This window comes from Paenibacillus sp. FSL L8-0641, from assembly GCF_038006265.1.
GTDB classification, from domain to species: domain Bacteria; phylum Bacillota; class Bacilli; order Paenibacillales; family Paenibacillaceae; genus Paenibacillus; species Paenibacillus polymyxa_D.
The window spans coordinates 759,945-773,897 of the sequence record NZ_JBBOUW010000001.1; the positions used below are offsets into that span (position 1 = coordinate 759,945).

General features: G+C 40.4%; 11 protein-coding genes and 1 pseudogene. 9 read left to right on the top strand and 3 right to left on the bottom strand.

The genetic code is table 11. The annotated features are described in order from the left end of the window. Positions 1 to 15: 15 nt before the first annotated feature. Together MKY16_RS03340 and MKY16_RS03345 are read left to right on the top strand one after the other, a co-directional pair. A pseudogene (locus tag MKY16_RS03340) lies at positions 16 to 168 on the top strand (MFS transporter); the annotation flags it as partial. A 183-nt stretch (positions 169 to 351) separates the two neighbouring features. Next, positions 352 to 921, top strand: coding sequence for a sugar O-acetyltransferase (locus tag MKY16_RS03345; RefSeq protein ID WP_029515893.1), 570 nt, complete (start codon positions 352 to 354; stop codon positions 919 to 921). Between the two features lie 116 nt (positions 922 to 1,037). Here MKY16_RS03345 and MKY16_RS03350 read toward each other — a convergent pair whose 3' ends face one another. Continuing rightward, on the bottom strand, positions 1,038 to 1,592 hold the full coding sequence (locus MKY16_RS03350; RefSeq protein WP_081317545.1) for a helix-turn-helix domain-containing protein: 555 nt from the start codon (positions 1,590 to 1,592) through the stop codon (positions 1,038 to 1,040). Between the two features lie 110 nt (positions 1,593 to 1,702). Between MKY16_RS03350 and MKY16_RS03355 the strand changes: the two genes are divergently transcribed. The 7 genes from MKY16_RS03355 to MKY16_RS03385 all read left to right on the top strand — a co-directional run bounded on the left by MKY16_RS03355 (position 1,703) and on the right by MKY16_RS03385 (position 11,598). Beyond that, positions 1,703 to 2,284, top strand: coding sequence for a LysE family transporter (locus MKY16_RS03355; protein WP_340884264.1), 582 nt, complete (start codon positions 1,703 to 1,705; stop codon positions 2,282 to 2,284). 273 nt (positions 2,285 to 2,557) lie between these two features. Beyond that, a complete protein-coding gene (gene treC / locus MKY16_RS03360) occupies positions 2,558 to 4,297 on the top strand; it encodes an alpha,alpha-phosphotrehalase (RefSeq protein WP_340884266.1) in 1,740 nt (579 codons plus the stop codon). A 90-nt stretch (positions 4,298 to 4,387) separates the two neighbouring features. Further along, a complete protein-coding gene (gene treP / locus MKY16_RS03365) occupies positions 4,388 to 6,352 on the top strand; it encodes a PTS system trehalose-specific EIIBC component (protein ID WP_340884268.1) in 1,965 nt (654 codons plus the stop codon). Between the two features lie 76 nt (positions 6,353 to 6,428). Continuing rightward, the gene (gene treR, locus MKY16_RS03370; protein WP_069010927.1) at positions 6,429 to 7,178 is read left to right on the top strand and encodes a trehalose operon repressor; all 750 of its coding nucleotides are present in this window, start codon (positions 6,429 to 6,431) and stop codon (positions 7,176 to 7,178) included. Between the two features lie 210 nt (positions 7,179 to 7,388). Then, positions 7,389 to 8,129: a LytR/AlgR family response regulator transcription factor gene (locus tag MKY16_RS03375; protein ID WP_165148237.1), complete on the top strand. Its 741-nt coding sequence runs from the start codon at positions 7,389 to 7,391 to the stop codon at positions 8,127 to 8,129. A gap of 1 nt (position 8,130) precedes the next feature. Next, on the top strand, positions 8,131 to 9,432 hold the full coding sequence (locus MKY16_RS03380) for a GHKL domain-containing protein (protein WP_340884269.1): 1,302 nt from the start codon (positions 8,131 to 8,133) through the stop codon (positions 9,430 to 9,432). 123 nt (positions 9,433 to 9,555) lie between these two features. Then, positions 9,556 to 11,598, top strand: a complete 2,043-nt coding sequence (locus MKY16_RS03385) for a serine hydrolase domain-containing protein (RefSeq protein ID WP_340954112.1) — start codon at positions 9,556 to 9,558, stop codon at positions 11,596 to 11,598. 37 nt (positions 11,599 to 11,635) lie between these two features. Here the strand turns inward: MKY16_RS03385 and MKY16_RS03390 are convergent, their stop codons facing one another. Next, a complete protein-coding gene (locus MKY16_RS03390) occupies positions 11,636 to 12,835 on the bottom strand; it encodes a Ger(x)C family spore germination protein (protein WP_241113470.1) in 1,200 nt (399 codons plus the stop codon). Continuing rightward, positions 12,828 to 13,931 (bottom strand): GerAB/ArcD/ProY family transporter, encoded by a 1,104-nt coding sequence (locus tag MKY16_RS03395; RefSeq protein WP_029515883.1) that lies wholly within the window; start codon positions 13,929 to 13,931, stop codon positions 12,828 to 12,830. The genes MKY16_RS03390 and MKY16_RS03395 overlap by 8 nt, the downstream gene beginning before the upstream one ends. Positions 13,932 to 13,953: the final 22 nt, after the last annotated feature.

Here is a 13,953-nt window from a genome sequence, read left to right on the forward strand (position 1 = left end):
CCAGTAGAATCATCCATGAATCCTCGGGTAATTCGTAATATCTTGTTTTTGTTGTTCGCTTTACCGGGTGTAGCTTTTGCTTCCTGGGTATCTCGAACGCCTACTATACGGGGTAATTTACATGTCTCGACTGCCGAAATGGGAATCATTATTTTTGGATTAGCTGCATTTCTTTAGCGGGACTACTTATAGATCCCCCAGGCTTAGGGTTTTTAGGTGAACATGTTGGAACTTCTGCATGCCTTGATTGTAGTGCTTGTTGGCGTTATGGTCGCTGGTTTGATATCGGGTGCAGCCCAACCCATTGGAGTGAAAGAAAAAATCAGATTAAAAAATAAAGGGGATTGTCGCATGACTATGAAAACGGAAAAACAAAAGATGATAGATGGAGAACTGTATGTAGCTGCTGATCCTCAATTAACGAGTGAAAGAGAGTATGCGAGAAGATGTGTCCGTCTCTTTAATCAGACGACAGAGACGGATCGTGAGTACCGTGAAAAGTTACTTAAGGAGCTTTTCGGATCAACTGGTGAAAATATAGGCATGGAACCCAACATACGTTGTGACTACGGATACAACATCCATGTTGGAAATAATTTCTATGCCAACTTTGACTGTACCATTTTGGATGTTTGCGAAGTGCGCATTGGAGATAATTGTTTCCTGGCTCCAGGAGTTCATATTTACACAGCAACTCACCCCATAGATCCGTTTGAACGAATCGCTGGCCCAGAGTATGGAAAGCCTGTTAAGATTGGCAACAATGTATGGATCGGCGGGAGAGCAGTGATCAATCCTGGTGTTACGATAGGTAATAATGTCGTAGTGGCATCAGGAGCAGTAGTAACCAAGGATGTTCCAGATCATGTGGTTGTAGCTGGAAATCCAGCACGAATAATTAAGCAGATTGAAATCTCCTAAACAGCATACAGGCAAAGCATTTAATATTTGTTCCGATGATCCTATTAAAATAGCTCTTTATTTTAATAGGATCATTTAATTTAAAGACTAGTATGCTTATGGTCTTCAAGATTGAACTATACAGAGTAATAAATAATCATATTCATCCGAACTAGTGTTTCTCCTAGATTATAGTAAATGTGTGGACGGTCTGCTTTAAACCGGATTGAATCTCCAGCTTTAACTGTGTACATTTCTTCGCTGACTTTTATCACCATTTCACCCTCAAATACCGTAATAAATTCTTCTGTACCTTCACGGTGTGGCGCTGAACTCAGTTCCCCGCCTGCTTCAATCTCTACGGTGTAAACCTCAAAATTTCTACTTCCTTCATAGGGAAAAAACGGATACAACCGATAGTGATTATTTTCTTCAAGCACTTGCACCTTGGTTTTCGGAACGACTACTGCATCTGCAGGGGGTTCATTAATCAGGGCAGTGAAAGAGATTTTCAAACCGTTCGCAATTTTCCATACGGTTGTAATCGAAGGATTTGATTCTCCCCGCTCAATCTGACCAAGCATCGTTTTACTGATCCCCGTCAGATCGGCTAATTTATCTAAACTTAATTTTCGTTCATTTCTTAGATATTTCAAATTTTTACTTAAAATCAGATTAATATTCTCCATAATTATTCGCCCCTATTGTGCTTTATAAAGAACGTATTGTACAATCATAAAGTACAAACGTGCGTTTTAACGCACACTTTATACAATTATAACATACTGGAGTTGATTGTTGCATGCCGGTTATTCCGTTTCTTTCTTATGTGATTGTTACCAGCTTTACGCCCGGACCCAACAATATTATGTCATTAGACAGTGCCAGGCGGTTAGGTTTGAGAAAAGCATTTCCATTTTTGCTGGGAGTAACAGCGGGCTGTTTCGCTATTATGCTGTTAGCCTGCTATTTTAATCTTGCTTTGTATCATTTTTTGCCACGGGTTAAAATCTGGATGAATGTACTCGGTAGTCTGTACATGCTTTATCTGGCGATAAAAATAGCGAAGAGCAAACCTTCTTCTAAAAATAATGATCACAATGAAGGATATTCCTTCAAATCAGGATTGCTGCTGCAATTTATTAATTTAAAAGTCATTTTGTATGGTATTACGGTCATTTCAACGTTTGTAATGCCTTATGATGTATCGTATATAGAGCTTATTACGATTTCATTACTCCTGACCTGTATTGGTTTTGTAGCTGTAGTGTGCTGGGCGGTTTTTGGGGCTATGTTTCAGCGCTTCTTGAACAAGTATGAGCACTCCTTCAATATTATAATGGCCTTATTACTGATTTATAGTGCACTATCGATATGGATGTAAATGAATACCGTATCCATCATAGAAAAGGGAGGTTCCTGACTATAGGCAGGAGCTTTTTTTTCGTGTGAATTGAGCTTATTTTACGAGTTATAACATACAATCGGACAGAATGGATGAGTCTCCTGATCATTTAGCTGCAAAACGGGTATTACCTTAATAAATAAAGCTGTTGACAACTTGTATATACATGACTTAATCTTGTATATACAAGATGTTGAAAGCGTTATATTATTTTTTACGCTACTTCATTTCGCAAGGAAGGAATGAGCATGAATGGAAGCAACGAATAGGACTTTGGTTCCTCAAGATAAGGACTGGTGGCGCAAATCGGTCGTCTATCAGGTTTATCCCAAAAGTTTTAACGATACGACGGGTAAAGGAACCGGTGATATAAGAGGACTGACGCAAAAGCTGGATTATTTGCAAAAACTGGGTACCGATATTGTCTGGTTGCAGCCTGTATATGTCTCACCACAACGTGATAACGGGTATGATGTAGCCGATTATTGCCGGATTAATCCTGACTATGGAACAATGCAGGATTTTGAAGAATTGAGCCGGGAAATTCGGGCGCGTGGGATGCACTTGATGATCGACATCGTGGTTAACCATTCTTCCACAGAGCATGTCTGGTTTCAGCAGGCGCGGCTTTCTAAGGATAGTGAGTACAGGGACTATTATATCTGGCGTGACCCAGCACCCGATGGAGGACCTCCGAACAACTGGATTTCCAAGTTTGGTGGACCAGCTTGGCAGTATGACGAGGCTACAAACCAATATTTCTTGACACTGTTTGATAAGACGCAGGCGGATTTAAACTGGGAAAATCCCAAAGTTCGTCAGGAAGTTGTTAATGTGCTGGAATTTTGGGCAGAGAAGGGAGTTAGTGGCTTCCGACTTGATGTCATTAATTTGATTTCCAAAGATCAGCAATTCTCGGACGACGATGGAAGCACGGCTCCTGGGGACGGGCGTAAGTATTATACGGACGGCCCAAGTGTGCATGAATACCTTCATGAATTACATGAGAAAGTATTCTCAGCGTATAACAGTGTCACTGTAGGGGAGATGTCCTCCACCTCACTGGATCACTGTATCCGTTATTCCAATCCAGAAAGAAAAGAATTGTCCATGACCTTTAATTTTCATCATTTGAAGGTAGATTATCCAAATGGACATAAGTGGGAATTGATGCCATATGATTTTGAATTGTTGAAGAAGCTATTCTCGGATTGGCAAACGGGCATGCAACAAGGTGGCGGCTGGAGTGCATTGTTTTTTAACAATCATGATCAGCCAAGGGCGATCTCTCGCTTTTTGGATGATGGCGAATACCATGCGGAAAGCGCCAAGCTGCTGGCAACCACGTTACATGGTCTTCAAGGAACGCCCTATATATTTCAAGGTGAAGAGATTGGGATGGCCAACCCGCAGTGGGCAGATATTGAAGAGTTTCGGGATGTTGAATCTCTGAATATGTATCGTATCTTACAGGAACAAGGCAAAAGTGCAGAAGAAGCATTGAATATCATTCGAGAGCGGTCTCGTGATAATTCGAGGACACCGATGCAGTGGGATAACACTCGCAATGCGGGCTTCACTACAGGCACGCCTTGGATTAAGGTAGATGAACGATATCCACAGATCAACGTTCAGTCTCAGTTAGAGGACCCGAACTCGATCTACAATCATTACCGTCAGCTGATTCACCTGCGTAAGACGGTGCAGGTCCTTACTGACGGGAGTTATCAACGTTTGGACGAAGCTCATCCTCAGGTCTACGCCTATCAACGCAGCAATGAAGAGGAGACTTTGATCGTCATCTCTAATTTTAGCGGACAGGATGCGCAATTCCGTATACCGGATTCATTTTATTCATCATTAAAAAATCAAGCGTTGGGTGCGGCTGAGCTTTTAATAGGTAATACCCAGCACGTCCCGGAGCTAAAACAAGAGATCACTTTGGCCCCATATGCTTCATATATGTGGATTGTCCGTAGTCTTAGTGAATAGTATGGAGATAACTAGTAGTACCCCGGGAACGTTATTTTTTATAACCGGGGTTGCTGCTAAAAAAGAGCAAACGTTAAGGGAGTGGGCTAAATGGCGATTGAAAGATCACAGGTAGAAGACATTATAAAAGCCGTTGGTGGCAAAGACAACATAGAGGCCTCTACGCATTGCGTAACTCGTCTGCGATTTGCCCTTTATGATGATAAGCTGGTCGATAAAGAAGCACTTGAACAAAATGATTTGGTCAAAGGCCAATTTTCTTCACAAGGACAGTATCAGGTCGTGATTGGTCCAGGCCTGGTGGATAAGGTATATAACGAAATGATCTCCATTACAGGAGGTAGTCGGGCTTCTAAAGACGATGTCAAAAATGCAGCAAGCAAAAAACAAAATCCAATTCAGCGTGCCATCAAGACGCTGGCAGATATTTTTATCCCCATCTTGCCCGCAATCGTGACTGCAGGTTTATTACTTGGAATAAATAATATTTTGACAGGCAAGGGGATTTTCTTCGAAGGTATGGCTCTGGTTCAGGTCTATCCTCAATGGACTGACTTTGCTGCTATCATTAACACCATTGCCAGCACCGCTTTTACATTCCTACCTGCCTTAATTGGATGGTCAGCCGTTGTCCGGTTTGGCGGCAGTCCTTTACTCGGGATTGTACTGGGTCTGATTCTGGTTCACCCAGATTTATTAAGTGCATACGGTTATGCGGATGCCGTTACCCAAGGAACCGTTCCGGTTTGGAATTTGTTTGGGTGGGAAGTGAACAAGATTGGTTATCAAGGACAGGTTTTACCTGTTTTAGTATCCGCTTACGTACTTGCACAAATTGAAAAATTCCTAAATAAAAAGATAGCGGATTCATTTAAGCTGTTACTCGTGGCACCGATTACATTATTAATAACGGGATTTCTGGCTTTTACAGTGATCGGTCCGGTTACTTTTATGATTGGTAATGCTATTACGTCTGGTCTTGTATACGTTTTCGATTGGGCTCCTGCGGTGGGAGGCTTGATCTATGGAGGCTTGTACTCCTTGCTCGTGATTACGGGAATGCACCATACTTTCCTGGCGGTGGATGTGCAATTAATTGGTACGCAGGGTGGAACGTTCCTCTGGCCGATGCTGGCGCTGTCCAATATCGCTCAGGGGGCCGGAGCATTGGCCATGATGCTAGTATTGAAGGAGCAAAAGGGAAAAGGGTTGGCTCTTACCTCTTCTGTGTCTGCTTTTCTGGGTGTAACCGAGCCTGCCATATTCGGGGTGAATATCCGATATAAATATCCGTTCGTATTTGGAATGATCGGTTCCGGTATCGCAGGTATACTGCTTACCGTAAATCATGTGATGGCTTCTTCCATTGGTGTGGGAGGGATTCCAGGCTTCTTGTCTATTTTCCCAAACAACTGGGGTGTATTCTTCATTGGGATGGCGATCGTATTGATTGTACCGTTCACTTTAACCTTTATGTATGGAAAACTGCTAAATAAGCGCCGTCAGACTCCAGCTACACCAGCTAACGACTCCGTACGGAAAGATTCGGGCCGTCAAGATTCTGCACTGGATGTGCTTGAAGTAAAGACTCCGGTACTGGGACGTGTTGTGCCGTTGGAGCAGGTTCCTGATCCGGCTTTTGCCGAACGGCAGATGGGACAGGGTATCGCAGTGGAACCGAAGGATGGTAAGATTCTTGCCCCTTTCAGCGGAAAAGTTATTCATATCATGATGAAAAGCAAGCATGCCTTGATTTTGGAGCATCCGACAGGGGTACAGATTCTGGTACATGTGGGGATCAATACGGTGTCACTGAAGGGTGAGGGATTCACCATACATGTGGAGACAGATCAAACTGTGAAGCAAGGACAACTATTGATGGAATTTGACCGTGATCTGATTCAGAAATCTGGATATCCCATCATTACACCTGTCATTGTCCCGGATGGCCAAAGTATGATTAAATCGGTTGAGGAACTGCCAGGTGAGGCAGACGATTTGCAGTATACCTTAATGAAAATTCATTTGAATTCTTCATCAGGTCATAGGAATTAATTCAGTTTCAATTCGCACAGTCTATTATAGTGAACAGGGAAGTGAAAGAATGCTACAATGAACGTGGTGATGAAAATTGACAAAGAATATATTTTTGCAAATTTATCAGGATTATTCGGGACAGATTCAGACAGGCGAATTGGCTCCAGGTACGAAAATGCCATCTGAAAATGAACTGGCCCGGGAGTATAACACTTCTCGCGAAACCGTACGTAAGGCACTCCATTTGCTTGCACAAAATGGGTATATCCATAAAATAAAAGCTAAAGGATCTTTTGTTCTGGATATGGGACGGATGGATTTTCCTATAGGAGGTCTGGTCAGTTTTAAGGAAATGTCCGAACGGATTGGGCGTACATCACGAACCATTGTACATGAAAATCAACTACTTCCAGTTCCAGATGACATAGCCAATCATCTTGAGATTGACAAAGACAAATATTTGGTCTGGAAAGTCGTTCGTGCACGTGAAATTGAAGGTGAATGCGTCATATTGGACAAAGATTACTTTCGATCAGACATTGTATCTGTGCTTACTGAGGAAATTAGTCGTGGATCCATCTACGAATATTTGGAGGGAGAGCTCCATCTTCAAATCAGTTATGCAAAAAAAGTCGTTTCCGTAGAAAATGCAGACGAAGAAGATCATAGGCTGATGGACCTTCAGAACTACACTCATGTGGTCGTAGTACGTAACTATGTTTATCTGGAGGACACCACGTTGTTCCAGTATACCGAGTCAAGGCATCGGCTGGACAAATTCCAATTTGTCGACTTTGCCAGACGTTCCCACGGTGGAGACAAGAGAGCAGATTTTTTAAAATAACGATCAATAATATAGTTAAGAAACCCCGTCTTTTAAGACGAGGGTTTCTTTTTTACCTTGGATGCAACTGCTGAGCAGCTTGTATACTGGCATTTGAGGGATTTGAATTTGCGTTTTATCCAAAAGCTGTTTATAGAATATTAAAAGGTTATATACTGTTTAGAATACAATTCCATGATCAATGCAATGGGAACGAGGTGTATGTTATTTATGTATAGAGTGGCTATCTGCGATGATGAGCACAAGCAGAGAGAGCTTGTTAAAAATATGCTGATTACTTTGTCGATAAAGACCAGTATAGAATTTAAAGTTGAATTATTCGACTCCGGAGAACAGCTGGTATCTCATTATCAAAACCATGAGTCTCCATTCCATATCTTAATATTGGATGTTGAAATGAGTGGCATGAACGGAATCCAAACCGCCCAAAAAATAAGGAGTTTAAATCACCTGGATGAACAGATTGTTTTTTTAACGAGCTACCCTGAATATATGGTGGAAAGTTTTGACGTAGTCACATTTCAGTATTTAATAAAACCGATTGCTCCCCATATCTTTGAGGAAAAAATGATAAAGCTGTGTCAATATTTTCAATCTCTCGATAAAAAATTCGTTATCATCAAGTCAGCTTATGAGGAAGTGCTTTTAAAATATGATGATATCATTAGTATTGAAGTGGTCAAAAGCTTAACCATAAAAAACAAACTGCATTTTGTAACCTCTACTCAAACCTATGATAGCAAAGGGATTCTTTCGGACTATGCTTCAGCATTAAAAGAACATAATTTTCTACAAATTCATCGTTCGATTATTATAAACTTAATTCATGTGAAAAAATTTGCTGGCGGTGATGTTTTGATGTCAAATGATGTGAAGTTACCTATTGGGCGTTCTAAAATAAAAGAAGTTAAAGATCTATATACCAAATTTATGATCATGAAGATGCATTAATATGATGGAATATAACTCCCTGCTTCTTAATCTTTGCGTTGTCCTTGTTATGTGCTTCCAAGTGAATTTTTACTTTAACTCGGTTTTTGATAAGTCCAATCGAAAGCCGAACAGATTCGTGTACTTCATTATTTTTGGGTTGCTGGATTCCCTATATTTAAGTGTTTATTTGGCTCCTACGATATCTTCGATTTTAGCATTACTTGTCATATTTAGTTTAGCGCAATCGTATACAGTGGAAATAAAGACAAAGATCATCTTTTCTATCCTTTATGCTGTATTGATAACCATCGTTAATTTTATATCTCTTTATATTTTATATGCTGTAGGCTCTGTTAAAATTAGCAACTTTAGCCATTTGAGTGAACAAGATCACTTGATATTCTCTAAGGTTATGTTACTCAGCTGCATTATCATGTTTGCTGTCATTCAGATTATACGGTTATTTGCCAAACGAAGAACCTTCCCTTTGCAGCATCGTTACTATATTTTATTTTTAATCGTTCCCATCATAAGTTTATACCAGGTCAATGTTTTATCTGTTTATAGTGAAAAGAATATGTATTATTTTGGTTCTATTATTGGCTTTATTTCCTTAAATGTTTTTATCATATATATTTTTGATAATGTCATTGAAAAATTTCAATTAATGCATGAAAATGCTCAATTACAAGATCAGATGGACTACCAAGATGCCAATTATGAAAAAACGGTTCACAGCTTCAAAAATATAAAAAGAATCATTCATGATACGCACCAACAGTTTTTGTATATTGAAGAATGTATCAAGAGAAATGAATTGGCTGAGGCGAGTGAACATATTAAGGTTACCTTAAATAAAATCGAAGGAGCATATCAAAGGGTTAATACCGGTAATCTGGTTATAGATGCCCTTGTCACGAATAGTCTTAACATTGGACAAGCCAATGGCATCAAGGTAGATACCCAACTTAACTTATATTCACAGAAAGTAAATATTGAACGTTATGATTTATGTGTAGTTCTAGGGAATATGCTGGATAATGCCATAGAAGCATCTAAAAAGGTCAAGATTGCTGATGACAGGTACATTCTTATTAAAATACATTCCAATGAGTCCGCGCTTTTCATTCACATCCTTAATCATGTGGAGAATGAAGTGGCTCATTTGCATAGTCAAAAATCAAACCCAGATGTTCATGGCATTGGCTTAACCAATATATCTAGAATATGTGACAAATATGGTGGGAATATGACCATTGAAACGAGAAATAAAGTATTCAATAATATGGTTTTATTGCCATTTTATAAGGACATTCCTTAGACATCATGTTGTTTAGGGATTGTTTTTTTCGTTTAAGGGTGTTTTTTTATATAGAATCCTCGTTCATTGTATGATCAGGTCAGTCATAAAATCTGGTGAAGCTATAAGAGGAGGAAATATGGAATGAAGAAAATAATAGCTGTGTTCGTTTCTGCTATGCTTTTTGTACTGCCGATGACGAATACTTTTGCTCAAGGCACTGATGAACCTATCAAGGAAAAGGCTCGCAGTCTGGCCTCGGAGCTGGTATCCAAATACGGTGTTAGCGGTGTGCAGTATGCCATTATGGATTATGGAAACATCGTATTATCGGATAGCGTGGGTGTAAAGAATAAAGCAACCAACGAGCCGATCACCAAAGATACGATGTTCGGTATAGGCTCTACAAGCAAAATGTATGTATCTGCTGCAACGATGATGCTGGTGGATGCCCATAAGGTAGATATTGATCAGCCATTAACAACATACATTAAGGACTTTAAAATGTCTGATGAAAGATACAAACAAATTACACCGCGTATGCTGTTAAATCATTCGTCAGGTCTTTATGGTGCTCACTATAAAAATAGTATGTTATTTAATAACAATGATACAGAAAATCATGATGAGCTCTTGCTAAGGTTGCAATCAGAAACTTTAAAATCAAACCCTGGCGAATATTCCGTATATACCAATGATGGATTTCAATTGCTTGAAATATTAGTTGAGCGGGTGAGCGGTCTAAGTTACACCGATTTCCTGGCAAAGCATATGAGTACCCCTTTGGGTTTGAAATCTACCAAAACACCTCTCGATCAATTTGATAGACAAAAGCTGTCCAAAACTTATTTTCCTGCGATTGAGGGGGCCTTACCGGTTGAAAATGCCAATGTCATCGGGACAGGGGGCTTATACTCCACCGCAGAAGAGGTGGCTATGTTTTCAGAAGTGTTAACGGGGAACAGACCCGATATTCTATCTGCCCAATCGGCGAAGTCCATGCAAAGTCATGAATATCGAAAAGGAATATGGGTACCTGAAGAGACAAACAGCTTTAATTATGGACTTGGTTGGGATGCGGTTCAGTTGGCACCGTTTAGTGATTACGGAATAACTGCGTTATCCAAGGGTGGGGATACTGTTTTGTATCACTCTACTTTGATCACCATACCAGAGCATCATATTTCTATGGCTGTGCTTTCATCTGGAGGGTCTTCCATCTTAGATAGTATTTTTGCTTCTAACATTTTATTGGAACTTTTAAAAGATAAGGGCATCATTAAAGACATCATACCTGAGAAAACATTTGAGCCTCCTGTAAAAGTGGAAATGCCATCTGATTTACTTTCTTATTCGGGATTATACGGTTCTGTGGGTACAACCATCAATGTAGAGATTAAAAACGGTGAGTTTGATTTACCTGCTTTCTTGGATGGATTCGTCCCGGCGCAAAAATATGTGTATACAGGCAATGGACAATTCAAAAGCAGTGATGGCAGTGTAGCCATAAGCTTTGACAAACAAAAAAACGGGAAAACGTATATTAAGGCTAACCTATATTTAGACTTTCCGGGATTAGGTCAAATGGTTATGGTGACTTATGAATATCAAAAGCTAGATGCCAATCCTGTAAATCCCACAGTTAAAAAGGCATGGGAAAACAGAAACGGGAGAATTTATTATGCTTTGGATGAAAAGATATCTTCCATATTTTATCTGGCCCCCTCATTTATAACGAAAAAAATATCCGTTGATCATGATGGATACGCAAGTGGTACTAAAATTGTGAATGAGAATAAAGCAGTAAATGCCGTTGAGATTCCAGTTATGAGTGGAAGAGATGCATTTGATCTGAATTTTTATACCAAGGATGGTTCGGAGTATTTAACCATAGATGGACAATCCTATATCAGTGAAGATGCTGCTAAACCTATCTTGGGAGGAAAATCAGTGCACACTGTACCATCTAATGGCCAAGCCACATGGTATAAAATAGATAAAAACTCAGCCAATAAAACGATGACCGTTGATTTTCCAACAAGCGGAGGGTTCGCTGTCTATGATGAAAACGGAGCAGTTGTACAATTTTCAACTGCTAGCAATAACAATTCGGTTGTACTGCCCAAAGGTGGCTTGATCGTTTTGGGTGGCAATGCAGGGGATGTATTTAAAATCAATTTGAATTAAGTGTGTAGTCGCTTCTGTAAATTCAGGAGCGACTATTTCATTCAGCAGATGAACCTAAATCCGTAATGGATAATTTTATATCAAAGGTTACGGGGGTTTTGCTGAATTTGTAATCCCAATTATCCTTTACCTTTTTCCACACCTGCGGTTTCTCAATATGCAAATGGTCACCAAAACCGGCAACATCGACTTTATATTCTGACTGTAATTTGTGCATAAGAGACTTAATCCTGCGAGTCACTTGTTTTTCAAACTCTTTCTCAGCCTCCTTCATGTTTTGTGTCTCAGTCGGGTCCGCTTTATCATCCCAGTTTTCGATTAAACGTCCTTTGGATTCAATTTTTACGTGAAACGAGATATCGTTGCCTTCGGTTACTTTAGTTGTTATTTTGCTTTTTACCGATTTGATTTCGTAAGTGATAGCTTCATTCCGCTTGTCATATGTTTTTACAGCTCCGCCCTTAACATCACCTGTAATCCAGCCAATACTCTCCACGTCTTGTTGGTCCAAACTGCCTATCCAGTGACCGGTATCTCCTTTAATAATACCAGCACCTGAAAATTCCAATTCCCCATCGGATTCAGTGATGTTTTGCAATATATAGCTTTTTTTGGAATGCATCATCCCATCCAATTCAGACAAATTGACCCCCCTCATTACCTTGCTGGTTCTGAAATGGTTACGAAGCATATACAGAATATGAATGGATGGGACTTCTTCCTTATATTTGGTAACTAAAGTACTAGCTGCTCGTCCCTTGCTTAAGAAGACCAAGCAACTCGGGCGAATATCATTATCACGAAGCGCAAAATCCATCAATTGCTGCATCGTCTGTTCTTTCGCCAAATCGGTGGCAACCACCATGACCTTTAGATGGTGGCCAATAACGGGGCGATCCAAACGGAGAGAGAGCTGCCGGAAGATTTCAAGCAAAGAATCTCCTGTGCCAGTTATGTTGTTATAGTTTGGCTCTTGTCCCCCTCCTCCGCCTTGTTGGTTTGGGCTTCCAGATGATTTTTTGGGGACGATTTGTACGCTGGCCGTAATTTTATTTTTCTTGAAGTAACGGCTACCTTTCTTCTCCAGATCCTGTTCCAATGGAGTGAGCTCCCCCTTATCCAGAGAAAGTCCTGTATATATGCTAAGTTCCTCTACTTCTTTGCTGCTCCAACAACCGACTTGAGTCACCAGAAGAATAAAGGCAAGCAGTACAGATAGGATAGGTCGTCTACACATTTTGCTTCATTCCCTTCTTCCTGATCATGAACACAATGGAGAGAAATACCGGAATCAAAATAAATAATAGGATTCCCATATATCCGATCGCATCGCCCAGGCTAAACACTTCCATCATACGAACAGGAGTCATTGTGGAGATAAAGATTAGCGGGATTAAACCGAAAACCGCATAACGATATTTAAAACCAAACACCTGTGAAACACCTAAGGATGCATTGAAGAAAAAACTGCAGGAATTACAAAACATTTGCATCATCCAGATCACTAGCAGTGGAAACTCTAGACGTTCAAAAAGAAATCCAGGGATTTCAAAACTGCGCATCAAATTAATGGTAGGCCAAGTACTTGTCACAGTGGAATCTACCGATAGCCCGCCGATGACCATAACTACGGTCAAAAAGTACAAAATTAAAGGGATACTGATCCCCACTACCATGGCCTTAAATGCCTTCTCGGGGTGCTGCATAAAAGCGACCAGTGTCATGACGACTTCACATCCACTGAAAACAAGGATAGTTGATTTCAGCCCCTTGATGACGGGCAAAACCCCTTCACTCAATACGGGACGAAGATGATCAATTTCAAAAATCCTTAAGCTAAAGAGAAAACAAAAAAGCAGAAAGAAAAGACTGATTGGAAGTACAATCTGGTACAGTCGCACGATGGGATTAATGCCTCCAAAAACTAAATAACTCCCTACCCAGATAAATGGAATCACAATCGCCCAGATGGGTGTGCCTTCGAGTAGAAAAAACATGGTCACTTCAGCTAACACACGTATTTCAAAGCCGGCAATGATTATAAAGTATATAATCAATAGCACGCTTAAGATTCCTCCCGGAACAGTGCCTACAATTCTTCTGGAGTATTGGTATATGGTGTTTCCGGGAAACTGTTGACTTAATTTCACCATGACCCAGACGACGAATATGACAATACCTCCACCGATGAGGACAGAAAGCCATGCATCAGGAGTCTGTACTTGTTCAGTTACACCCCTCGGCAGTGTCAAAATCCCTGCGCCCAATACGGTATTGGTCAGGAATACAGCCGCCTGCTTCGTCGTGATCTTGTCATCAGAGCGTCTAAACACAGTAGCTCCTCCTTCGTCTTGG

What these genes read in the sequence shown, in the direction of transcription:
- MKY16_RS03345 (WP_029515893.1), top strand. Translation starts at nt 352, where the DNA reads ATGACTATGAAAACGGAAAAACAAAAGATGATAGATGGAGAACTGTAT.
- MKY16_RS03355 (WP_340884264.1), top strand. Translation starts at nt 1,703, where the DNA reads ATGCCGGTTATTCCGTTTCTTTCTTATGTGATTGTTACCAGCTTTACG.
- treC (WP_340884266.1), top strand. Translation starts at nt 2,558, where the DNA reads ATGGAAGCAACGAATAGGACTTTGGTTCCTCAAGATAAGGACTGGTGG.
- treP (WP_340884268.1), top strand. Translation starts at nt 4,388, where the DNA reads ATGGCGATTGAAAGATCACAGGTAGAAGACATTATAAAAGCCGTTGGT.
- MKY16_RS03375 (WP_165148237.1), top strand. Translation starts at nt 7,389, where the DNA reads ATGTATAGAGTGGCTATCTGCGATGATGAGCACAAGCAGAGAGAGCTT.
- MKY16_RS03380 (WP_340884269.1), top strand. Translation starts at nt 8,131, where the DNA reads ATGATGGAATATAACTCCCTGCTTCTTAATCTTTGCGTTGTCCTTGTT.
- MKY16_RS03385 (WP_340954112.1), top strand. Translation starts at nt 9,556, where the DNA reads ATGAAGAAAATAATAGCTGTGTTCGTTTCTGCTATGCTTTTTGTACTG.
- MKY16_RS03390 (WP_241113470.1), bottom strand. Translation starts at nt 12,835, where the DNA reads ATGTGTAGACGACCTATCCTATCTGTACTGCTTGCCTTTATTCTTCTG.